The following is a 23,469-nucleotide window of genomic DNA, read 5'->3' on the forward strand; positions in this document are numbered from 1 at the left end:
AATTCACCGCTCTTTCACATTATTTCACTTTATTAAATTGTTCGCGAAGTTTATATTTCATTATTTTCCCTGAAGCATTTCGAGGGAGTTGATCGACAAATAGTACCTTTCTCGGTACTTTATACCCAGCTAGATGTTGCCGAAGAAAATTTATTAGTTCTTCTTCATCAGCTTTTTGTTGGTGTAAAACGACGACAGCGGTTACAATTTCTCCCCAAGTCGTATCAGGAATACCAATAATTGCGGCTTCCATAACATCAGGATGTTGGTATAAACAATTTTCTACTTCAATTGAATAGACATTTTCACCGCCTGATATAATCATATCTTTCTTACGGTCTACTAGTTTAATAAAACCATGTTCATCCTTCACTGCTAAATCCCCGGTAAATAACCAGCCTTCACGTAATGCATCTTGAGTTTCCTTTTCCTTTCGGTAATATTCTTTCATAATCGTTTCACCGCGAAGAATAAATTCACCTACTTCACCAGGTACTACGTCCTTACCTTGTTCGTTGACAACCCTTGCTTCAGTTAACAATGTTGGATCCTTCCCTGAAGCACCCAAATTCTCTTTATGATCTTCCGGTGTTAGAAAAATTCCAGCCGGTCCTCCTTCAGACAATCCACATAAATTATAAAATTGATCAGTTTGAAATAATTCCATACTTTTTTTCACGAGTTCTGGTGCCATTGGTGCTGCACCGTATGAGCACTTTTTAATAGAACTCAAATTGTATTCCTTTGCATTTGGTACGTGCAATAAAAAGTTATACATCGTTGGTACTCCAAAATATTGCGTAATTTCATATTTTTCAATTGCTTTCAGTACTTCGATAGGATTAAATTCTTTATGAATGACATGTGATGCACCCACACTAATACCAGGAATGAGAAATAAACCTAATTGAGCACTATGAAAAAGAGGTGCAACATGTAATAGTTTTTCAAATGAAGCTAAACCAGTTGTCCCGATTGATGCAATGACGAGGTTTAATACTCGTTTATGATCAAATAAAGCACCTTTTGGGTAGCCTGTCGTTCCAGACGTATATAAAATATGCAAATCATCCTCTTCTATAACTTCTACCTCTGGTTCCGAAATGTTTTCAGATACTACCTCCTTGATTGAAAGATGTTCAGGTCTGTTTGGACGAGTTACTGCTATTACTTGCCTTATTGAATGAACGTCTTGTTTTGCTTCATAAATAATGTCATCAAACTCTTGATCATATATCACAACAACACTATCTGATTGGTGCAAAATATAATTTAATTCACGTGCCATGAGACGAAAATTAAGCGGAACGACTACAGCACCTATTTTCGCAGCAGCAAAATAGCTAATTACGAAATAATCTGAATTCTTAAGTAATAGAGCGACTTTTTCACCCTTTTTTACTCCTAGTTTTAGAAGACCGTGCGCAAGTTGATTTACAACTTGGTTTAACTGTTTGTACGTATACTCTCTGTCCTCAAATATCACAGCCCATTTTTCTGGATGCCTTCTTGCATTGATCGCGAGACAACTTCCAATATTCAAATTGATCCCCCCTATATTATTTTAAGTGACCAATATCGTGTACAATATCTCTGAGAACAACTATTAAACGAACTTTAAGTCTTTTAGTATTACAATCTTTCAATGTGAGTGGTCAGACACAGCGCTAAAAATTCATTCCTTTCCACATATAACATTCAATACAGAAATTGTTCATTAATTACGGCTCTACTCGTAACCTATGTTGATATTGAGACTAATTTAGAACGGCTATTAATAATTTTATGCTAATTGACCTCATTATAAATGAGAAAAGATAGTATCTAGTTCTTAGTACAATATGCAACCACCAATGCGAAAACAGCGTTAGTCAAAGTTCACAATAAGCTAATTACATAACATGTGGGTTCCTCTGATTACTTTTTAAAAAATAGCACAGCTTATTAAGTTGTTTTAACTCCCTCCTTCTGCACTCTCATGAAACAAATACTCTTTCGTAATTTAAGAAGCAAGTTCTGTGCCAAATAGTTATTAATTATATAGTTATTTAGTAACTTTATACGTATACACATGAATACTCATTTGCAAATTCAAACAACATTGATTATTACAGCTAGGTATTTACAATGCTTATGTATATTATTAATACAATTGTTTAGATTGACTGTCTTAAATTAAGACAAACATAACCAATATTAAGGAACCACTTTTTACATAAGCTGATATTTTACAAGTTTTTTATATAGTAGAGAGCGACTTATACCTAGCATTTTTGCAGCTTTTGTTTTATTACCTTCTACTTTTTCCATCATTTCTTTAATAACTCTCATTTCTGCTTCATCCAATAATGCTTGTTTGTTCATGGAATTTTCCATTTTTGTAGAATGTATCTTTACTTTATTTAGTAAATAATCAGGTAAATCATGAGCTTCAATTTTCCCATGCTCTGCAAAAACCATACCTCTTTCTATTACATTGCGAAGTTCACGTATATTTCCAGGCCAATCGTATGACAACATAACCTTTTTGGCATCATCATCGATCCCCGTTATACTCGTGCCATTTATTTGATTGAGATCATCTATAAAAGTATCACTTAAAATTAATATATCTCCCTGCCGCTTCCTTAAGGGAGGTACTTCAAATGAAATGACATTAAGTCGATAATATAAATCTTCTCTAAATTCTCCACTTTCTACCATGTTTTCTAAGGGCCGATTTGTCGCTGCAATAATTCTAACATTTACTTGAACCCTCTCATTTCCTCCAACTCTATAAAACTCTTTCTCTTGTAATACCCTTAATAGTTTTGCTTGAAGCTGCAAAGACATATCACCGACTTCATCCAAAAACAGCGTACCCTCATTTGCATGATCGAATTTTCCGTATTTCCCCTTTTGTTTAGCGCCAGTAAAAGCCCCAGCTTCATAACCAAAAAACTCAGATTCCAGCAAATGCTCAGGTATCGCAGCACAATTCACTGTAACAAAAGGACCATTACTAGTCATACTGACACTATGAATAGCATGAGCAAAAAGTTCCTTTCCTGTCCCACTTTCTCCTCGAACTAAAATAGTAGATTTCCCCTTAGCAGCTTTCCTAACACTTCTAATTAACTTTTCCATATTAGCACTTCTTGTAATGATGTGATCAAATGAATACCTAGATGTTTCAGTTACATGATTACTTATGCTAACTGTTTTATTTTCCTGGTCGATTTTCCTGAATTGTTCTTGGACTTCCTTTAGTTGACGAAAGCTGATTTTACCAATTGCCCCAATAATCATGTTGTCTTGATAAACAGGAATACGATGAAGCATGTATTTAATACCTTTGATCTTCATAACCTTACTTACAGTAGCAACACCTGTCTTCATAACCTCTTGCAAATTGAAATGAGGAAGAATTTGATCAACATGTTGATTTTTTATATGATGTGAGTCCAACTCAAATAAATCACATAACATCGAATTGAAAAAAACAATTTTTGCTTCCTCATTTATCATCAATATTCCATCATAGGCATTATCAATCGCTGTTTCTACTAATCTTTTAAGTTTTTTTACAGTCTCTAATTCTTGAGCTATTTGTTCAATTTCAGTTACATTTTGAAATAAAGCGATGTATCCCTTTTTTCCATTAACTAAGTTGTATGTCGAAACTCTCACAATCGTGTGGTGATGATTGAATGTCATTCTTTTCGGTAGCTTTTTTTCCAAGTCATTTAAATAGTGTTTTGGGAGGTAATTTGTGACGTCTTCATGAAGTACATCTTGTTCATTAAGATCAAAAATGGTACAGAGCTGTTCATTTACATATGAAATATATCCGTTCTCATCAGTCATGCATGCACCTAATTGAGATGTTTCTAATATCTTTTCTAATTGATTCGTTAAATATTGTGACGATTGTAAAAAAGTCACTACTAAATCTGTTTTTGTTACGAGACCAACTACTTTACTACTCTCATCTATTACGACTGCAGTACCTACTTTGCTTTCTAAAGTAAGTGGATATAATTTTTCATAAGGTGTATTAGTTGGCAGCACATATACTTCTTTGCGAATAAAATCTCCTATTGTGGTAGAAAGGTTAATATGATTTAATAATTGTTTATATAGAATGCTCCTCGTAAAAACACCAACTAATTTCTGATTATTATCACATACAGGAATCGTATTCCATTTGAGCCTCCTCATTATATCAATTGCTTCAGAAATTGAACTATGCTCATAAAGAAACTCTTCTACTTTTGTCATAATATCTGTTACTCTTAACATTCATTCACCTTCTAACTCTATTAATACCAAAACCTATTGTTACGTTTTTCGATAAGTATTGGCAATTTTCCTCTAATACATACAACAATTGTATACATCTAGTCACCAGTTATTACAATATATTAAAAAGTTTTATAAATATATTTATCACTTTATTTAATAATTAAAGAATTTTAGCGAAAAAAGATGATTTTTGCTAGTTTTTCAGCTATTAGCAATGTTATTCATAGTTTATAGAAAATTCATAATTATATAATATATTAATTATAAAACTAAAGGAGGTTTTTATATTGAAAAAAAACATGAAATCATTATTACTTACAATGATTGTTGTACTTTTAGTTATCCCCATTATAAAAACTAGCAATATTGCAAGTGCAGCAAACGACAATTCAAATTGGATGGAGCAAGTTAGTATGGCAAACCCTGAGTTTGGGGAAAGAACATTACGTGAGGTTATTTTACCAGGAACGCATGATTCTGGGACAGCCACTATGGATGATGCGAATGATCCAAGAGATCCGGGTCCAGATTTTTGGGATCTTAAGAACTTGTTACAAAACGGAGCTGCACAAGCAGGAAAGTCTATCGTTGCTGACTGGTCACAAACACAAGGGCTTACTATTGAGCAACAATTAAATGAAGGGATTCGTTATTTTGATTTACGTGTTGCACCTAATGTATGGCAACCGGTATTTGATGACTATCAAATACAAGAAACTAACTTACGCACTCTTCATGGCTTATACGGTGAATCTGTAGATGAAATACTTGCTGCGTCAAAAAGATTCATTGAAAATAATGAAAAGGAAATCATAATCTTAGACTTCCAGCACTTTTACGAAATGACTCAAAAAAGCTACGATTACTTAAATAACCTACTCATAAATACGTTCGGAGAATTATTAATTCCTTCATCATATGGGGTCCATGTACCTTTAGAACAACTTTGGAACGAAAATAAACGTGTCATTGTCTTATATGGTACTGATCATCAACGATATACGAATACATTAGATATAAGGGCTCTCTATGATGATGAATTTAACAATTGGTTGTGGGATCGAAAATCTAGTATGCAATCGGATTGGGCAAATACAACCGATGTAGAGATCCTTAAAGAAAAGCTTAATGAAAGTATAGAGTCGGCAAGCCAAAACAAGCTTTTTGTACTTCAAGGTGTGTTAACAGCCGATGAAGATGTTATTGTTGATGCAGTTCTAGGTGGTTTTGATCCATTTTCTGCAACAGGAGTTAATTCGTTACATGATTTAGTCAGGCTTGCCAACAATGAAATTCCTAGCTTAGTACAAAATGAATGGTCTAGTAAACCATTAAACATCATCATGTTAGATTGGTTTCACGAAACAGACATCGTAGATATTATTAAAAGCATGAATGAAGGAAGCACGTTTGATGGGCCTAATAAAGAAGATTTAACGCTGATTGGGACTATTTCATCTGAAGGTGGACCACAATCTGGTCAAAAACACCGTTCTAGTAACAATTTCACCACAACTAATATACCAGCTGGTACAAAACAATTATATTGGGAGATAGTTGGCAATGCTAACGCACAGTCGATTAGCTTCAGTGTGAAAGAAGATGTTGCCATTTGGACTGACCCTATCGTTTTTAACTCATTAAAAAATGGTTCCTACACTGAAGTAGTAAAAAATGATTCTTTATATATTGCTGACCCATTAAGTACATCAGGTCAATCATTTACCGTTAATATATATGCTGTTAAATAAATCAATTCCCAAAGTTTTCAAGAGAAGAATTGATTCATGGCTTAAAATATGCATTTCACCTAAGACAACTACACAAGCTGATCAATTTTGCTCGCATAAGATATCCTAATCCACTTGTAAATCCGGCCTCCCTACTTAAACAAACACCTCACCTGTGATAGTAGGGAGGTTACATACGTATACAGGAGTAAAAATTGAATGTTTAAGATAAAAGTTATTGTTATAAAATTTTAAGGATAAACTGTTTATGTATACCCATCGTTACCTTAAAAATAAATTCTAACATCTCAGTCACTTTCATATAGTAATATTTAAATTGGAAATTCGAACATGAACATTTCGTACTACTTTCCACTAAGGCTTTATTCGTTAGCTTTGTTGTTCCAACAAAAACACCATAGGTATATTGCTGAATTCTGCTGATTCTTTAATGAGAGGAAACATCCTAGGGAACTTTTATTCATACGATTAATAAGGTTCTTTTCGTAAACTTTGTTACTTTTTTCACTTACATTTGAGTATCTGATGGTTATAAAATGACTCATATGGACTTTAGCGAAGAAGAAATGCCCCGAACGTTAGTTATACTCAGGGGTTTTGCTCTTATTACGAAAAGTAACAATCAATGCTAAAACGGCTTTTGAATTAAAATAGAGAGGTTTTTGGACCTCCCTATTTGAAATGACAAGTTTTTTATTTACACAATTGCACACACACCGACTAGTACGATAATGAGTAGAATAAATAATACAACGATCAACGCAAACCCTGATCCAAATGCTCCTCCTACACCAGGGCCATAACCGTACCCAGGGTAGCCAGCACCTGCTACACCACCATAACCACACATAATATCACCTCCCCATTCTTATCTATATATTTCTATGAAAGATTAGTGTATTTTGTTTGTACGAATGGACATGATGAAAACGTACAATTTTTTGGGTACATTATGAAAATATGGAATAACAAGAAAAATTTGATCTATACTTATGCTGTTACACAAATAAATATTTTTAGAAAACGTAATCATTATTATTTGCAAATCGTAACGATTACGATATAATACATAAGTAGTTTGAAAGAAAGGAAGAACTTATATATGTCATTACTTAATCGTGTATACGCAATAGCAATAATGATTATGCTTGTATTAGTTGGCTGTAGTAACCAGAATAATACAGTAGCAACAAGCCCAACAAATGAGGAAACCTTACAGATTTATACGACTCTTTATCCATTGGAGGATTTCACAAAAAAAATAGGAAAAGAACATGTTGAAGTAGTATCCGTCATTCCTGCTGGAGCTGACGCACATACATTTGAACCTACCCCAAAAAAAATGATCGAAATTGCCAATGCAAATCTGTTTATTTATAGCAGTAATCAACTAGAAAATTATGTAGATAAAATGAAGGATGCGTTAGAAAAAGAGAATGTTCAATTTGTGGCAACCGCTGACAAATTGATAAGTGAGGAACAAAATCATTCAGAAGAAGAGAAGCCGGAAGAAAATGAGCATGAAGATAGCGATCATGACCAACATGACGATGATCTTAATCCACATGTTTGGCTAGACCCGACATTAGCGATTGAACTGGCTGCGGAAATAACAGATGCCTTAGCTGCCTTAAAACCTGAGGCAAAGGATGATTTCGAAAACAACTTTCTATTATTAAAAGAAGAGTTAACAAATCTCGACAATCAGTTCCAGACAACAATAGAACAAGCAGAACGTAGAGAAATACTTGTATCTCATGCTGCATATAGTTATTGGGAATCTAGGTATGGCATCAAACAAATAGCTGTTGCTGGAATTTCTTCAACTAATGAGCCGTCACAAAAACAATTAGCTGAAATTATTGAAACTGCTAACGAACATCAAATAAAATACATTTTATTAGAACAAAATGTAAAACCAAAAGTGACAGATGTTATTAAAAACGAGCTTAATGCAACTCCATTACAAATTCATAACTTGTCTGTCTTAACTGATGACGACATTTCAAATGGTGAAGATTATTTTAGCCTGATGGAGAAAAACCTTGAAACTCTTAAAATAGCCTTGAACTAAATTAACAATAACAACTGTTTATCCCGTATCATAGTATTGTGGTACGGGTTAGTTGTGATATAATCATAGTTTATATTAAAGGTGTTTGAACAACCAACTAAATAATGATTTTTCTCATTACTTTGTCATTTTCGTCCTATGCATAACAAAAAATCACAACCGCTTATGGTTCTCGAAGTAAAAATCAATTTGTTCATAAATGTATGTTAGGTTTTCCACTTTATCTATTTACATCCGTATAAATGTTCATCCCACTATTTGAGGAGATTACAAATGAAAGAAACTAACACAAAATCTGAAAAGCTAAAACAGTTTACCTCCATTTTAATTCCAATTCTAATTACTCAGCTAGGCATGTTTTCGATGAATTTTTTCGACACAATTATGTCTGGTCATGCCGGAAAAAATGACTTGGCTGGTGTTGCAATAGGTTCAAGCCTATGGGTACCAATATTTACAGGATTAGCAGGAATTCTTATGGCACTAACACCCATAGTTTCACAATATGTAGGTGCTGATGAGACAAGAAAAGTCTCTTTTTCTGTCATTCAAGCAGTATATTTATCATTAGTCATCGCCTTAGTAGTATTCATTATCGGATTATTCTTTTTAGAACCGATTATTAATGCTATGGATCTAGATAACCATGTAAGTAATATTGCTTTTGACTATTTAAAAGCATTGTCGTTCGGTTTACTTCCTTTATTTTTTTACAACGTTTTACGTTTCTTTATTGATGGTCTTGGGCAAACTCGAACAACAATGATCATTACGCTTATTTCACTCCCTATCAATGTTCTATTGAACTATTTACTGATTTTTGGGAAATTTGGTTTTCCAAAATTAGGCGGAGTAGGAGCTGGCTATGCCTCGGCTATTACGTATTGGTGTTTATTAATTATTACAATTTTTATTATTAAAAAAGTACAACCCTTTGCTAAATTTCAACTCTTTTCTAAGTTTGAAAGATTGTCATTCACAGCTTGGAAAGAGCAAATAAAAATCGGTGTACCCATTGGATTTGCGATCTTTTTTGAGACGAGTATATTTGCTGCCGTCACTTTGCTAATGAGTCAATTTAATACAGACACCATTGCAGCTCATCAAGCTGCACTAAATTTTTCATCATTTTTATACATGCTACCGTTAAGTATTTCAATGGCATTAACTATCTCGGTAGGATTTGAAGTAGGCGCAAATCGATATAAAGACGCTGTACAATATAGCTACTTAGGAATTAGCATTGCAGTAATATTAGCTATTGGGTCTGCTGTAGGTTTATTTATATTTAGAGATACTGTTGCAGGCCTCTATTCAACTGATCCAACGGTCTTATCATTAACTAAGCAGTTTTTATTTTTTGCTATTTTTTTCCAATTATCAGATGCAATCGGGAGCCCTATTCAAGGAGCACTCAGAGGCTATAAAGATGTAAATGTAACCTTTATGTTGGCATTTGTGTCTTATTGGATTATTGGTCTTCCACTAGGATATATACTTGCTAACTATACATCATTTGGTGCATTTGGTTATTGGATTGGCTTAATATCAGGATTAACGGTTGGAGCAATTTGTTTATTTACACGTTTAATATTTATTCAACGAAATAAGTTTGTCGCTCATAAAATGGCATTATTACAAGGAAAAAATTAATTATTTATCTGTCCCCCTTCTCTAAGCATTAAGATGGGGGATTGTTTTTATTAAATTTTAATGAATATACAGCCCCATAATATACACTCCGCTTTTATTTTCTGGATTTTGGTCAATTTCATTTGTATAACATTTTATAGTGAAATTCCGCAAAGATGATATCCTTGATGTAAAATGCCTTATTAACAGGTTCATTTTTTGTTATAGAAGCAATAAATTTAATTGTTTAACTTTGTTCAGTATTTGTTATAAAACAGTATTACACCCTAATAGTTAGAAGAAAATAATAATTGCAATTGTTTTTAACAATTAGATAATTTTAATTTTTTGTAAGAATAAAAGGGACCAAATATCTTACAAACAATCGTAGCCTTTTTCCTTCAATAAAAAGCGATTTCAATCTTTTCTTTTTTATGCCGTTTAGAAACTATTTTAACAAAATATATGAAAAACTATAAAGAACTTACATAAACGATTTTACTTTTTGCCTTTCTTCTCTCGTTCTAATCCCTAGTACTTGTTAACTATGTCGTACTACTCATTTATTGATAATTCTATTTTCTTGCCTTTTTATAAAGTTAATAATGAGATAGAATACCTTTTGAGGATAATTATACTAATAGATTTTTCAGATCTAATTTCTGTATAGCTATTAAACCACCTTAAAAATAACGAATGGAAAAGGAGATGAGAAGATGACAGGTTTTCAAAAGATAGCTCAAATATTACTAGCAATTACTCTGTTAACAGTTGGCTTCAATACTAACCAAGTGCATGCTAGTATTATGTTTTCTGATGTTCCCTCTAATCATTGGGCTAAGGAAGAAATAGAAGGTTTAGCTTCACAGGGAGTTATTAATGGTTATCCAGATGGCTCATTTCATCCGAACGAATATATTACTAGAGCTCATGCTGCAGTAATTATAGGGAGGTCACTAAATATTGATCTAGATAATCGGCCAAATCCACATTTTTTAGATGTTAGCACATCAAATTCGGCCTACCCATACATAGCTGCTCTAGTAGATGAAGAAGTTTTCGGTAGAAATGATGCATTTAATCCTAACAATCCCTTGACTCGTGCTCAAATGGCAAAAATATTAGTAGAGGCTTTTAAGATTGAAGGCGAATCTAATAAAGTGTTCGATGATCTTCCCTATCATCATTGGGCAACAACTTATGTTACCAAGCTAGTGGCTTCTAATATTACGACTGGCATATCTCCCACTGAATTTTCACCTAATGGGTACGTAACGCGAGCGCAAATGGCAGTGTTTGTAATTCGAACACTAGATTCTCAGGAGAAAAATACCAACAAAGTTGAAAACTCTTTTATTTATGATGTACTAGATTTAGTAAACATAGAACGAGCAAAAGAAAACATACACCCACTTGAACTTTCTACTGAAGTAACCGAAGTAGCTCAAATAAAAGCTGAAGATATGTGTGATCAGAACTATTTTTCACATACATCTCCGACATACGGAAGTCCATTCGATATGCTGAAGCAATTCGGTGTACAGTGGACTAGTGCAGGAGAAAATATCGCAGCTGGGCAATCAACACCAGAAGCAGTTGTAACAGGATGGATGAATAGTGACGGTCACCGTAAAAACATTCTTTCATCTAACTATACTGAAATTGGTATTGGATTTGCTGAAGGTGGTTCACATGGTTACTATTGGGTACAGATGTTTATTGACAAGTAGGAATCTTTTCAAACACTTTTAACTATTTTTACTTAATAAATGCAGTTGGACCGAGGATCTTTCTACAAAGCAAGGCATATCACACGGTTTTCTGGACTAATATGTGGTATGCCTTGTATATGTATCGCTTAAATATAGTACATTCATACCTATCCAAATATTATATAGTTGTTTTATTTTCTAAGTAAACACCTTCGCATTGCAGTGAAAGTTAAATTAAGTCGTTAATAGTGCCATTTCCGTGAATACCCATCCATCTGTGTTTTGCGGCAATACCCAGTAAATTCACACTATAAAAAAGAACTAATAATAGTCCTTAATCACCTCAATGATCAACATATTTATTTGATCATTTAAATCACCTATATCTATACCCGATAATAGTCTCCACGCCAATGCTTTACTGCTTTTTTAATATCTTTAGGTTGTAGATTTTCTTTAATAGCACGTTCACATAAAGCTGGGAACTCATCATCACTCGCAAAACGCAAAGCAATGATTTGTTGGATCGTTAACCTTGAGTTTAGCATAGTATTCGTAAGCGTATAATGACGTAAATTCTCTTCTGAACGTATGATACGGTCTTGCATCTTCGTAGAATATAGTCTTACTAAAGAAAATGTTATAAATAAGCCTAATGTAATCGCTAACCACAATAAAGCTGTTAAAATCCCTTCACCTCTAAAAATCGCCATAATTAAATTGACAACTGTTGCAATAAAGACCACTGTAACAAGTGGCGCTCCTATGTAATGATAAATTGGATGCATACGAACATGGTTTTTAAAATTTTGACTTTTCATAGCAAATTCCCCACCCCTTTTTATTATTTGAGAAAATATCTACTATACCGTTAAATATACTTAATTTTAACAATATTCGGATAATTTAGTCAAGTGTACTTAACAGTTTAGCTAATTACTACTCCTATTTAAATGGATTTCTTCGTAAACTTTTTGCTATTACTGAGTATGATATAGAAAAGCTGCCACGACGAAAAATTTATTCGTACAATACTAAAAATGGAAAGTATTAATCAATGTGAAAACAGCCAAAACAGCATTAAACTCTTATCATTATTAAATCTTATTTTCTTACTGAATTGTTTCATAGCTCCTGAATTGTTGAAGATGATATTTACTTATCTTTTTCTACTTTATTTAGCTTTCATCACCATTAGAATAAGATTTTATTCATTTTGTAATGTTAATTTATCTATCATTAATCATACTTTTTCACTATTCTGTAGAATTGTTGTCTAAATAGGACCACCTCTTTCTCATTTGTGACTCTTTACATTAAATAAAAAATTGTATCAACTACATCATTACTTTCTACATACATACTATGTTTCTTTTCATAGTGTTTGCACATTCCAACTTCTTAACAGATTCAAATGTTCATAGTTGACGTAACAACCTCATTCTGCATTTTTTCAACCGCTATATTTCCCTCTATTCCCTCTTGAACAACAAAGTAGCTTTTTTGGACTTATAAGTAACGATAAATAAAAAATTATTTCCTCATATCTTCATTTATAATTTTTTATTCGTAAGTAGATAGGCTCAAAATCGGTAGGTCAATAGTATCCGTTCACCTAAGGAATAAAGAAAAATAAGTGAATCATCCTATAGGAAAGATTATCATACAAATGTAAAATAAGAGAGGTATATTTTCGACATATGAGGTGATATTTTGCAAGATCCAACAAACGCTAGTGTAGAAAACAAATTTTTAACACGTAAAATGACGATTTATGCAATTCTATTTATTATCTTCATAACAATAGTTACAGGTAATTATTTATTTAGAGCAAATAATCCAACAGAAGCAAGTACTGAAGCTCAACTCGAAAGCAAGAAGTTAGATTATGTAATAGATACTAATAATAATGACGAGGTAGAAGATTTAAATTCACATACTAATGAAACGCTACAAGAAAATGAAGACTTCTCTACCGAAGATAAAACCAGCACAAGTTCAAACCGTATCAGTGAAGATTCTGTTGAAGATGTACAAGAAACTGTAGAGGTTGCAGAGCCTGTTTCTGAGTCTGAATCTACAAATACAGAAGAGGGACAATCTACTAAAATAGAGAGTAAACAATCTTCGGAAACCCTTTTTAGTTCTACGGAGGCATCAATTAATAGCCATAAACAGATTTCCATCCAATATGAGATTTCAAAGGGAGTAACACTTTTTCAAATTTCTAAATTATTTTACAATGAAAATAACACTGAATTTTTACAATTACATAATAATATTACGTATCCTGAATTAGATGTCAAAGAAGGAATGCAAATTGTTGTTCCAAATCCGGATAAATTAGCTGTTTATACTGTACAAGATGGTGACACATTATATCAAGTAGCAAGAAAATTCTATAGTAAATCTAAACTATTAAACTACATAATGGAATATAACGCTATACTTAACCCTGAAACCGATGTAAAAGCTGGTATTAATATTGAAATACCTACTAGTACTGGGATCGTAGTACATACCGTCCAACAAGCAGAAACGCTATATAGTATTATGAATACATATTATCAACTAGCGTATTATGTTGAACAAATAAGTAAAGTAAATGGTAATATCGAATCAATAAAAACTGGTGAAACATTAATCATACCTAATATTTTCAAACAGCATCAAACAGCTATGACCGGAAATAGCCCGGCTGTTAATACTAACTATTTAATAGAAATCAATAGATCCAATAATCTTCTTATCGCATATAAAAATGGTGAAGAGTTTTTCAAAACAACAGTTTCAACGGGTGAAAATCTATCAACTCCTTCGGGTATATTTGAAATCATTACTAAGTTTGTTGAACCCTCATACACCGCTAAAAATATTCCAGGTGGAGATCCGTCAAACCCTTTAGGCAGTAGATGGCTAGGTCTAAGTGTACCAGGTACAACAGGCAGAACATATGGCATACATGGGACGATAAACCCTGGATCAATTGGAGAATATGTAACACAAGGTTGTATTCGAATGGAAAATGAAAAAATTGAATGGTTATTTGATCGAATTCCAATAGGTACTAAAGTAAAGATCGTTTAACCTTGCTTTTCATAATAATAAATACACAACCTAATATAATACTAAACTACGAACAAAAAGAGCCTAGTAAAACTTTTAGGCTCTTTAATTACAAAAAATATATTATGAGCAATTATCATTTTTTAGATGCACTGTTCTAAGGTAACTCATTAATTCTATAAACCTATCTACTTATATTCTGAACAAACTCCCTTCCAAACAGCTTACATTTTTCTATTTCTTCGTCTTGAGGACCGTCCTCTATCTTTAAGCTCTCTTGAACGAGTATTCCACCTTGTTGTAAAATAGCTGACTCAAAAATATCAACTGCTCCGCAGTATATTTTATAAGACCTATCTCCTGAACCAAACACTGCAAACGTCTTCCCTGATAAATCTACCTCAGTTAACTCATCATAAAAATCTAAAAATTCATCTGGAAGCTCCCCATCTCCCCAAGTATATGACCCAAATATGATTGAATGATATTTATCTAAAATATTTATATCTACATCAAAGACATCTTTCTTTTCAACTGTTACACCTTCGCCCTGTATCCCTTCTTCTATTAAATCAGCTATCGATTCAGTATTACCAGACATACTCGCGTAAATGATAAGCACTGTTGACATTGTTAATCCTCCCTTAAGTAAAAAGCAAGAAGTATTTAATTGATAATTATTATCATTAATATGTTATTAGTATAACTGATATTGATAATCATTGTCAATTTTGTGCCTATCTCTGTTTCATAATTAATTGATACTTCCACCCTTACTAAATATTTCTTAAGAAAGGATGCTAGATACATATAAAATAAAGTAAAAATTAAACATCACTATACATTTATACGACTTCTTCCTTCATTACGGGGCTAGTAGCAGAAGTTCTTCTCAAAATAGTAAGAAGCACAAAGTTAATGATTCCTACACTAGAAAAAATAATCCAAGGTAACATACTATTAGAAAAATTTTTCATCAAATAGGTACCTGTGAAATTTCCTAAAGTTGCCCCAATAGCAAAGGATATTTCAAAAAAACCAAAATATGAACCTTGAAACTGCCCGGAAGTAAATTCTGAAATTGCAATATCTGATGAGGGTAATACAAACGTTTCACCTATTGTAAATACGATTATACATATTAATAACCAATATGGCGATGAATTGAGACTAATCATTAACAAAGAAAATGACATGGTGAGCACACCTACTGTAAGCAGGCTGTATATGTTCATTTTAAGAAATAATTGTTTGATCATTATCATTACCATCAATCCTGTTATAGCATTGACTGTGATGATTAAACTAACATAACTCTCACTACTGGTTAAATTGTACATATGTAACGGTATCGATACTGTTAGCTGAGAAAACATGAACCAAAAAAATATCATTGCTACACAATAGAGGATGTATTTTTTATTTTTGGCGATATGCTTTACGCTTACAAGAATAGAAGGGCGTAAACTCATTGTGTAATCGCTACGCTTTACTAACAGAAGTTGGACTACAAATAATATGTAAAAAACAATGCCACTAATAACAAATGGGTAGCTAGGATTAACAAATAGTAACACCCCTCCCATAAGAGGTCCAATGATTGCTCCGGCATTTAGTGAAAGGTTTAAATAAGTAAACACTCTCTTTTTTAACTCCTCTTGCTTTACTGATGAAAAATATGCTCTTGATGAAGGTTCATAACATGCAGATCCTACCCCAATAAGAGCAGCTCCACAAGAGACGAAGTAAAAGGACTCTGACATTGCTAAAATAATGAAGCCTGTTCCCCTTATTAACAATCCGAATCCCATTAAATTTTTATAACCGTACTTATCTCCGAGTCCTCCAGTTAAAAGAGGTAACCCACTTGAGGTTAAAGCGATTAAAGATAATACTGTTCCAGTCTCTACTACTGAGAAATAAAGTGTATTTGACAAATAAACTGCAAAAAAAGATATAACGGCAAACCCTGCAAGATTCATACAGAATGCTGAAAATAAGATAACTTTCGTTGTTTGATTCATAGTAACCCCCTTTAGTTGTAACCTTCTTTTTATTTAGATGGTTACATTTATGTTATGTTATAATGAATAGGAATGCAACCTGTAAAATTGATTGGTGGTTACAATTATGGAAAAGAACAAAGAAATTAACGAAGTATTATCTTTTTTGAACACTTGGGAAATTCCTAACACAGACAGAATACCTAAAGATCATTTTGGAACTATATCTGATGTCTCGAATTATATTCATGAACATCTAACAATCGAAGATTCCGATGATTTATTAGATGAAGTTATCTTATTTCGGTCAGACATAAGGACGACAATTGAAAAAAATGATGGAGAGCTCATCAATGAATGGATTAACAGAAGGCAAATTACATACGAGGTTCAAATACAAAACAACAAACCAGTCTATAACCTGATTTATAAATATAAAAGAAAAAGTCTAATCGACTATATACTGATAGACATTTTGACTTTAATCAACACAGGAACGTTTCATCGACTAAAAATTTGTCCAGATTGTAAGTGGGCCTTTTATGATCAATCAAAAAGTGGTACTAAAAAGTGGTGTAATATGAACGCAAATAGTCCCACTGGAAGAGCATGTGGGACTATATCTAAGGTAAAACGGTATAGAGAGAAGAACAGAAATAAATAGAAATCTATACATTATACGGATTTTTAGCCACGTTAAAATGTTCTACACGGCTTTTTAGCCATGTAGAACATTTTAAGTGTGTCTCATCTCTCAATAAAACTAAAATTCACAAACGAACCCTCTATTAACTCTACATCATTTGGTACTTTTAAATAAATAACTTGATATACTCTCCCATCATATTGATTAAAAAGTGACTCTTCTGTAAATTGCCGAACTGGAAACGGAGCTTTTACCAGTTTAATATTTATATCCTGTGAAGGAGAGTTAATAATAAGTCTATTCTCATTTAATATAAAACCAACTGGAGCTAACTTACTAGAAAAATCGATACCATCTACAAACAATCCACTACTTAAGTTAAATACTTGGATCTTGTTATCACTACTCAATTTTCTTTCTACAATCACGTGGGGACTGTACTTTTCTGTAAAGTTAACTTCCAATGTTTGATTTCTATAATCATCAAAGCTTTTTGCTTTTATAATATAGTCTGGATCAAGCTTATCTATCTCAATACTGCTCAATAATGAATAGAAGTCATGATCTGTTTCACCTTGTTTAACTTCCTGCTGTTTTAATGAATCATCGGAGACGAATGCTATAAATACAGAACTTAATAAAAGTAATCCTGTGTATATAAAAAGTAGCCAGTGAGTTATTTTTAAAGAGCTAATCTTTTTCCCAGCTTTAATCATTAAAGAGAACAGCCCTACTAAAATGATAAATAAAATAATTTGAAATGTAGCTAGCTCGAAGGAAATCATTTTCTTACCTCCATTCGATTCAGGATGCTAATGGCGGCCATAAAAAACAAGCTAGAAGTTATCAAAACTTTTACAATAAATAATACAAATATTGGCTCCGATACATAAAATTGAAAAATTTTGATGACAGATAAATAGTTATCCCTTATCGTCCCTTCAAGTAAGGTCGCCTCAAGAAAAATGAAACCTAACAACGACACTGGAATAACAATGATAAATAACTTACTTACTTGAATCAGTGTTCCAATAAAGTAACCTATTGCACAAACAATTAGCCCATACAAAAAGATTGCGCTTATACCGATAACAAGTTCTTGGATTCCAGTATTAAGAACATAGAGCTGTTGGTCAATGAAAATATATCTAAGGACTTGTATTACATTCCCAGATAAAATGGCTGTAATGCTCCCCACAATGGTAGCCGTAATTAAAAAGAGAATATTCGAGAGACTGCTGCTAAGTCGATTGGTTACAAACGTAAAATCATGGTTTCTATGTGGTTTAGTCGTAATCGTAATTGCTGTAGAGAAAGCCCAAATTAATGTAAATACAATGACGATATCAGCAGCATAGTACTGGATATTGATATTAAAGTTATTACTGCCCGTAGAAATTGTTCCAATTCCACCAAGTGAAAAGATGATACCTAAAACCTGGATTCCTATGAGTGAACTAAACGAATCTATGTTTGCTTTGAGCTTGTAAAAATATTGGTTTTTAACAGTATTAGCTAATGTCACTGTCGTCAAAGACATCTTCAATACCTCCCTTCGTTTCACTAGTCAAATAAACACATAGATCACTGACTTTAACTTGAGAGATTTCAATACCTCGATGACTAGCTTGAAGGGTTGAAGTGTCAGAACCATCGTTTTTTACAACCACATAATCGGTATTCTTACCTAGTCGATTTTTGAAAATAACTTCTTTTCCATTAGTCATTTTTGCTATTTCATCGGTCGGTCCTTTTATGCCAACTGCCCACTCCTTCAGTTCATCCATCGACGTATGCAATTGTTTTTCTCCATTTTTAATAAGTAAAACATCCTCCAATATATCTTCTATTTCACCCAAATGGTGACTGGATAGAATAATAGTACGCGGAAAAGCAATATAATCCTTCACCAACACCTTATAAAAATCTTTTCTAACCGCTTCATCCATTCCTGTAGTTGGTTCATCAAAAATTGTTAACGGACAACGCGACGCTAAACCGATAATCATGTTAAACGTACTTTTCTTTCCTTTTGAAAGTCTAGTGTGATAATACTTAGGATCAAAAGAAAAATACTTAAATAAATTACTTGCTAATTGCTTATTCCAATTAGGATAAAAGCTTTCAGCAACTTCTAACAGTTCACCTAGTGGTACCGCTTGAGGAAAACTCATTAAATCATCCACAAAAATGGCATTTCCTGAGACGTGTAAATTATTGAATGGCTTGTTGGAAAAAACTTTGATTTCACCCGATGTTTCTTTTAGGAATCCTGCTATTATTTTTAACAAGGTCGTTTTTCCAGCGCCATTCCGACCAATTAATCCTGTAATTTTATTTTCCTCTATGGAAAAAGATAGGTTGTTTAAGACTTTTTTTCTTACGTATCTTTTAGTTAAGACAGAACATTCAATTACAGTCATTGTCTCTCCTCCTTAACCATTTCTTCTCTTATCATTTCAATTAACTCGTTATCTTCTATTTGCAACTGATTGGCTTCTAAAACCAATTCCTGTATTAACCCCTTCAATGTTTGATTTCTTCTTTTAGCTATAATCATGTCTTTTGCTCCACCAGAGACAAACATTCCAAGTCCGCGTTTTTTGTAAAGAATATTTTCGTCCACTAGAAGACTAAGCCCTTTAGCTGCAGTTGCTGGATTAATCGTATACATGTCAGCTAATTGATACTGTGAATACACCTTGTCATCACTTTCGAAATGACCGTTTAATATCTCTGATTCAATCCATTCAGCAATTTGCACATAAATTGGCTTAGTACTTTCTGTATTTAGAATTGTCTCCGCCTCCTTTCTAACATAGTGCATTACTGTTGTAATGTAGTATATAATAAACTAAAATATTCCACAATAGGCTTTCAGTATTTTTGTGTATTAACATAAAGTTTATTTTCGTATGGAGCTATAAAAACTAACACAACTACATATCGTTTTTGTCCAGGAACGATGAAATTAGCTTATAACCTTATTCACGAGGGCCTTGTCCAAAGACAAAGTAGTTATTATTACATTTTTAAAAGATGTCTTAAAAACGAACACAATCTTTCTGTGTTCTGAGTTGCTACTATGTATAAATATAGAGTCTTGTTTTTTTTATAACAAATAAGCCTATCATAAGTTGATAGCCCATAATAATAATCATAACTTTAATTGTTTAGAGAGCTGATGACATTTTAAATTCAGATGGGGTAATGAAATTTGATGAACTAAGTTTAACTGTCGAGGCATAACAAAGTATGTTGTCTACATGAGAGGGTTTTACTGTTTGTGATTTCAACTTTATACAATCTAACAATGCATACCCAGCAACAAAGACTACTATAGTGACCGCTGTTTCGTTTACAATTATATCAAAGATGAAAAGCGGAATTGCTAATAAATCAACTTAGAGAAGTCAAGTATAAGAATGGACAATTAGCAAAGAGAGTCATCGGCATTAAAAGCCAAATAGCATATAATCGTCCCAGTTGTCTAACATTTTATATTCTTAATATAAAAATGGGAACCAATCATTTATGGCTCCCTAATAATCTCACTTACTCTTTTTTTAATGAGGCTCGTTCGTTAACTTTGTTGCTATTTTTCCGAAAAAGAACAGTATGAAGGGTATTTATGAAACCTCATTATTGTAAAAGATGAAAGGATGGCACGACCGTCCTTATATATTAGAACGAAAAGCAAAAATCGTTGCGAAAACAGGCTTAAATTCTTTAATTGCTTTCATATCGATCTATATCTGCTTTTAATATTGAGTACATATATAAATCATCAAATTTACCACACGTATACTCATAACTTCTAAGCAACCCTTCTCTAGTAAACCCTTGCCGTTCTACTAGTTTTTGTGATGGAAGATTAGCAGGTTCTATTAAAGCCTCAATTCTTTCTAACTGACAATGACGAAACCCATAATTAATAACAGCCCCTAACGCTTCACTAGCTATACCTTTCCCCCAAAAATCTTTACTTAATTCAAATCCAACTTCAGCTCTGAAATGTTTAGATTTCATGTTTAGAAAACCACAACTTCCTATCACCTTGTTATGACCTTTTAAAGTAATTCCCCACCTAATACCTGTGCCTTCTTCTATAATAGAATCATACCACTTAATCTCATCCCAAACGTCGGATAATGATTGGAAAGGTGTTAAACCAATATGTTTCACAACTTCTTCATCTGAAAGATATGCAAGCATTTCATTCGCATCATTTTTTGTCACTTTTCTTAAGATTAATCTATCTGTTTCAATAATTGGAAAATTACCATCCATGCGTTTTCCCTCTCTCTTTAAACAATAATACGATAATTGATGGATTTCATGTCTTTATTTCTAAAATTATAATTTTTTTGTATTTAAACTATTTTTTTGCTGATATATATCGAAAACGAGCATAGGATAAGTGGTTTTTTCGAATCATTATGATCTATTTTCATCATTTACTTCTATTTGTAAATTCTCCTGCAAAGCAAAATAGTATGTATAAAGCTAGTTGTTCATATATATTTTTACAACTATGGAAATACTACAATAGTTAATAAATGCTAGCACACAATATGAAGAAAATCACCCTATACTACGCATTTTCTTATGATCCTCAAGTTCAAGGAAGATATTGCTCCTCAATCATGATGACTTCATCATGATTAAAGAGTCTCTCATATGGTTCAATAAGCTGTTAAGATCTTCTGTGTAGCTTTTATTGTTACCGTCAGCTATATATAGCAATAAATCCGAACTAAGCCGATAATTCATTTGCTCAACTTGCTTATTTTGTATATAAAAACCATTAGGTAAGAAGACTTCCTCTCTACACACATTCGCATCATCCATTATGGCTCGTATCGCTTGTTCTCCACTTAAATAATTAACAGCATCGATAGTAATATATTTATCAAGATTGTCAGAGTGCAAGTCAGTTATAAACCCAGTAATAATCTCAATACTAGGAAGTTTTGTTATTAAATGTTCTAATTGTTCTAATTTTTGGTTATCAAGCAGGTACATGTCTTTAACTCCAACTCTGAAGTCTTCTTTAGAGTCCATCATGTCATACACCTGGTCTTCACTGATTTTTTCATTTAGACGCTCTTCCAACTGAGCAACTCGTTATTTTAGTTTAGCTATTTGAGCTTGCTCTTTTGAATGTATGTCATGATTACAACCAACTAAAACGAGTAATAAAACTATAGGTACGATTCTTGTCCACATGGCACATTTCCCTCGAATATCATTATTGAATAGGCTGTTATTGCATAGATTATTGTTTTTTTGTCAAAAAATAAACACGTTTGCAACTAGACGTCGTGCATCTTTTCTTCTGTAAAACGACATTTTTCTCTATTATTTTAGTAACCATAGCAACAACGTTTACGAAAAGAGTCTAGTTTAATCATCTATGCCCTTCCCTTGTTCTAATAACGGCTCATACATCATAATAGCGTGGTTTTCAGTAATATATTCGTCTTTACAAACATCACCATTGTTATTGTAAACTTTCCTATGTAGTAAATTGTGTCGGACGTATTTGCCAAAAGTGGACATTGTAATGAAATGGTCCTTTTCATAAATTTTATAGGAATGTACAGGCTCTTTTTCCGCACGCCACTCACCAACTAAATAATCGTTAGTTAAATATAAATGAAGTTGATAGTTTTGTGTTGTTTCATTTCTTATTTGTAAGTCTATATAATTAAAATAGCAAGTAGCTCCACTTCCGAATGGTTGTGTCCTATTGGAGTCTGGAAAAACGTCATAGCTATGACGATGCCTCTCAATTACAGTTAATGGGGTATGGAGTGTCATCCAGTAGATTAAATTTGACAATTGGCATAACCCTCCACCTATACCTACTTTATACGAGCCATGAGACAAAACCATTCCATTAACATACCCTTTACCCTTCGTAGGTTTCCCTATTAATTTCCAATATGAAAATGTTTCACCAGGTTTTAAAACAATGCCGTTAATATTTTTTATTGCTAAATGTATGTTGTGAACTTTATTTTGTTGTAGCCACATATCAACATTTTTCAACTTGCGTAACAGTGGTGTTTGATGTTTATATATGATAATAGGAAGCTTAACATTGTGTTTTTCATTTGCAAAATATGTATCATTAAAATACCATTTTAAATAACGCTTAGAAATATAATAGATCTTTCCTACGTTTGTTCTCAATTTTGAACGCTGAACGGGTTGTTTCATATTCACTTCATTCCCCCAATATGAAATAAATACACAGGAGCCTTGGATAAGTTCGTTCTTTTGTAAATAATTTTTC

The 23,469-nt window shown here is 32.7% G+C and carries 19 protein-coding genes; 6 read left to right on the plus strand and 13 right to left on the minus strand.

Going from position 1 to position 23,469, the window contains the following annotated elements:
• Nucleotides 1-19: 19 nt before the first annotated feature.
• Together V1503_RS23020 and V1503_RS23025 are read right to left on the minus strand one after the other, a co-directional pair.
• The gene (locus tag V1503_RS23020) at nucleotides 20-1,543 is read right to left on the minus strand and encodes an acyl-CoA synthetase (RefSeq protein WP_410629300.1); all 1,524 of its coding nucleotides are present in this window, start codon (nucleotides 1,541-1,543) and stop codon (nucleotides 20-22) included.
• Between the two features lie 668 nt (nucleotides 1,544-2,211).
• Nucleotides 2,212-4,281 (minus strand): sigma 54-interacting transcriptional regulator, encoded by a 2,070-nt coding sequence (locus V1503_RS23025; protein WP_410629301.1) that lies wholly within the window; start codon nucleotides 4,279-4,281, stop codon nucleotides 2,212-2,214.
• A 290-nt stretch (nucleotides 4,282-4,571) separates the two neighbouring features.
• Between V1503_RS23025 and V1503_RS23030 the strand changes: the two genes are divergently transcribed.
• Nucleotides 4,572-6,035 (plus strand): phosphatidylinositol-specific phospholipase C domain-containing protein, encoded by a 1,464-nt coding sequence (locus V1503_RS23030; protein ID WP_410629302.1) that lies wholly within the window; start codon nucleotides 4,572-4,574, stop codon nucleotides 6,033-6,035.
• Nucleotides 6,036-6,732: 697 nt separating this feature from the next.
• Here the strand turns inward: V1503_RS23030 and V1503_RS23035 are convergent.
• Complete coding sequence (locus tag V1503_RS23035; protein WP_214481847.1) at nucleotides 6,733-6,885, minus strand: YjcZ family sporulation protein; 153 nt, start codon at nucleotides 6,883-6,885, stop codon at nucleotides 6,733-6,735.
• A gap of 252 nt (nucleotides 6,886-7,137) precedes the next feature.
• Between V1503_RS23035 and V1503_RS23040 the strand changes: the two genes are divergently transcribed.
• From V1503_RS23040 to V1503_RS23050, 3 genes are all read left to right on the plus strand, one after another.
• Entirely contained in the window at nucleotides 7,138-8,109 is a 972-nt protein-coding gene (locus tag V1503_RS23040) for a metal ABC transporter solute-binding protein, Zn/Mn family (RefSeq protein WP_410629303.1), read from the plus strand.
• Between the two features lie 273 nt (nucleotides 8,110-8,382).
• Nucleotides 8,383-9,762, plus strand: coding sequence for an MATE family efflux transporter (locus V1503_RS23045; protein ID WP_410629304.1), 1,380 nt, complete (start codon nucleotides 8,383-8,385; stop codon nucleotides 9,760-9,762).
• Nucleotides 9,763-10,457: 695 nt separating this feature from the next.
• Complete coding sequence (locus V1503_RS23050; RefSeq protein ID WP_410629305.1) at nucleotides 10,458-11,471, plus strand: S-layer homology domain-containing protein; 1,014 nt, start codon at nucleotides 10,458-10,460, stop codon at nucleotides 11,469-11,471.
• Between the two features lie 368 nt (nucleotides 11,472-11,839).
• Here V1503_RS23050 and V1503_RS23055 read toward each other — a convergent pair whose 3' ends face one another.
• Nucleotides 11,840-12,274 (minus strand): DUF6526 family protein, encoded by a 435-nt coding sequence (locus V1503_RS23055; RefSeq protein WP_410629306.1) that lies wholly within the window; start codon nucleotides 12,272-12,274, stop codon nucleotides 11,840-11,842.
• An 892-nt stretch (nucleotides 12,275-13,166) separates the two neighbouring features.
• Here V1503_RS23055 and V1503_RS23060 point away from each other — a divergent pair.
• Nucleotides 13,167-14,540 carry a L,D-transpeptidase family protein gene (locus V1503_RS23060; protein ID WP_410629307.1) on the plus strand — a complete coding sequence of 458 codons (1,374 nt, stop codon included), beginning with the start codon at nucleotides 13,167-13,169 and terminating at the stop codon, nucleotides 14,538-14,540.
• Between the two features lie 163 nt (nucleotides 14,541-14,703).
• Here the strand turns inward: V1503_RS23060 and V1503_RS23065 are convergent, their stop codons facing one another.
• Both V1503_RS23065 and V1503_RS23070 read right to left on the minus strand, forming a co-directional pair.
• Nucleotides 14,704-15,150: a flavodoxin gene (locus tag V1503_RS23065; RefSeq protein WP_410629308.1), complete on the minus strand. Its 447-nt coding sequence runs from the start codon at nucleotides 15,148-15,150 to the stop codon at nucleotides 14,704-14,706.
• 214 nt (nucleotides 15,151-15,364) lie between these two features.
• Nucleotides 15,365-16,543, minus strand: a complete 1,179-nt coding sequence (locus V1503_RS23070) for an MFS transporter (protein WP_410629309.1) — start codon at nucleotides 16,541-16,543, stop codon at nucleotides 15,365-15,367.
• Between the two features lie 106 nt (nucleotides 16,544-16,649).
• Here V1503_RS23070 and V1503_RS23075 point away from each other — a divergent pair, with 106 nt between their 5' ends.
• Nucleotides 16,650-17,186 carry a CGNR zinc finger domain-containing protein gene (locus V1503_RS23075; protein WP_410629310.1) on the plus strand — a complete coding sequence of 179 codons (537 nt, stop codon included), beginning with the start codon at nucleotides 16,650-16,652 and terminating at the stop codon, nucleotides 17,184-17,186.
• Nucleotides 17,187-17,269: 83 nt separating this feature from the next.
• Here the strand turns inward: V1503_RS23075 and V1503_RS23080 are convergent, their stop codons facing one another.
• From V1503_RS23080 to V1503_RS23110, 7 genes are all read right to left on the minus strand, one after another.
• Nucleotides 17,270-17,953, minus strand: coding sequence for a hypothetical protein (locus V1503_RS23080; protein ID WP_410629311.1), 684 nt, complete (start codon nucleotides 17,951-17,953; stop codon nucleotides 17,270-17,272).
• Nucleotides 17,950-18,708, minus strand: a complete 759-nt coding sequence (locus V1503_RS23085) for a hypothetical protein (RefSeq protein ID WP_410629312.1) — start codon at nucleotides 18,706-18,708, stop codon at nucleotides 17,950-17,952. Before V1503_RS23085 ends, V1503_RS23080 begins: the two co-directional genes overlap by 4 nt.
• Nucleotides 18,680-19,591, minus strand: coding sequence for an ATP-binding cassette domain-containing protein (locus tag V1503_RS23090; RefSeq protein WP_410629313.1), 912 nt, complete (start codon nucleotides 19,589-19,591; stop codon nucleotides 18,680-18,682). The genes V1503_RS23085 and V1503_RS23090 overlap by 29 nt, the downstream gene beginning before the upstream one ends.
• Nucleotides 19,588-19,995 (minus strand): GntR family transcriptional regulator, encoded by a 408-nt coding sequence (locus V1503_RS23095; protein ID WP_214481859.1) that lies wholly within the window; start codon nucleotides 19,993-19,995, stop codon nucleotides 19,588-19,590. The genes V1503_RS23090 and V1503_RS23095 overlap by 4 nt, the downstream gene beginning before the upstream one ends.
• 902 nt (nucleotides 19,996-20,897) lie before the next feature.
• Complete coding sequence (locus V1503_RS23100; RefSeq protein ID WP_214481860.1) at nucleotides 20,898-21,458, minus strand: GNAT family N-acetyltransferase; 561 nt, start codon at nucleotides 21,456-21,458, stop codon at nucleotides 20,898-20,900.
• 354 nt (nucleotides 21,459-21,812) lie between these two features.
• A complete protein-coding gene (locus tag V1503_RS23105) occupies nucleotides 21,813-22,283 on the minus strand; it encodes a hypothetical protein (RefSeq protein WP_410629314.1) in 471 nt (156 codons plus the stop codon).
• A gap of 291 nt (nucleotides 22,284-22,574) precedes the next feature.
• Complete coding sequence (locus V1503_RS23110) at nucleotides 22,575-23,393, minus strand: VanW family protein (RefSeq protein ID WP_410629502.1); 819 nt, start codon at nucleotides 23,391-23,393, stop codon at nucleotides 22,575-22,577.
• Nucleotides 23,394-23,469 lie beyond the last annotated feature (76 nt).

Source organism: Nanhaiella sioensis, from assembly GCF_046557775.1.
GTDB classification, from domain to species: domain Bacteria; phylum Bacillota; class Bacilli; order Bacillales; family SM2101; genus Nanhaiella; species Nanhaiella sioensis.

Coding starts and splice junctions, on each gene's coding strand:
- V1503_RS23045 (WP_410629304.1), top strand. CDS start 8,383: ATGAAAGAAACTAACACAAAATCTGAAAAGCTAAAACAGTTTACCTCC.
- V1503_RS23070 (WP_410629309.1), bottom strand. CDS start 16,543: ATGAATCAAACAACGAAAGTTATCTTATTTTCAGCATTCTGTATGAAT.
- V1503_RS23035 (WP_214481847.1), bottom strand. CDS start 6,885: ATGTGTGGTTATGGTGGTGTAGCAGGTGCTGGCTACCCTGGGTACGGT.
- V1503_RS23065 (WP_410629308.1), bottom strand. CDS start 15,150: ATGTCAACAGTGCTTATCATTTACGCGAGTATGTCTGGTAATACTGAA.
- V1503_RS23025 (WP_410629301.1), bottom strand. CDS start 4,281: ATGTTAAGAGTAACAGATATTATGACAAAAGTAGAAGAGTTTCTTTAT.
- V1503_RS23055 (WP_410629306.1), bottom strand. CDS start 12,274: ATGAAAAGTCAAAATTTTAAAAACCATGTTCGTATGCATCCAATTTAT.
- V1503_RS23090 (WP_410629313.1), bottom strand. CDS start 19,591: ATGACTGTAATTGAATGTTCTGTCTTAACTAAAAGATACGTAAGAAAA.
- V1503_RS23080 (WP_410629311.1), bottom strand. CDS start 17,953: ATGATTTCCTTCGAGCTAGCTACATTTCAAATTATTTTATTTATCATT.
- V1503_RS23040 (WP_410629303.1), top strand. CDS start 7,138: ATGTCATTACTTAATCGTGTATACGCAATAGCAATAATGATTATGCTT.
- V1503_RS23100 (WP_214481860.1), bottom strand. CDS start 21,458: ATGGATGGTAATTTTCCAATTATTGAAACAGATAGATTAATCTTAAGA.
- V1503_RS23085 (WP_410629312.1), bottom strand. CDS start 18,708: ATGTCTTTGACGACAGTGACATTAGCTAATACTGTTAAAAACCAATAT.
- V1503_RS23095 (WP_214481859.1), bottom strand. CDS start 19,995: ATGCACTATGTTAGAAAGGAGGCGGAGACAATTCTAAATACAGAAAGT.
- V1503_RS23110 (WP_410629502.1), bottom strand. CDS start 23,393: ATGAAACAACCCGTTCAGCGTTCAAAATTGAGAACAAACGTAGGAAAG.
- V1503_RS23050 (WP_410629305.1), top strand. CDS start 10,458: ATGACAGGTTTTCAAAAGATAGCTCAAATATTACTAGCAATTACTCTG.
- V1503_RS23075 (WP_410629310.1), top strand. CDS start 16,650: ATGGAAAAGAACAAAGAAATTAACGAAGTATTATCTTTTTTGAACACT.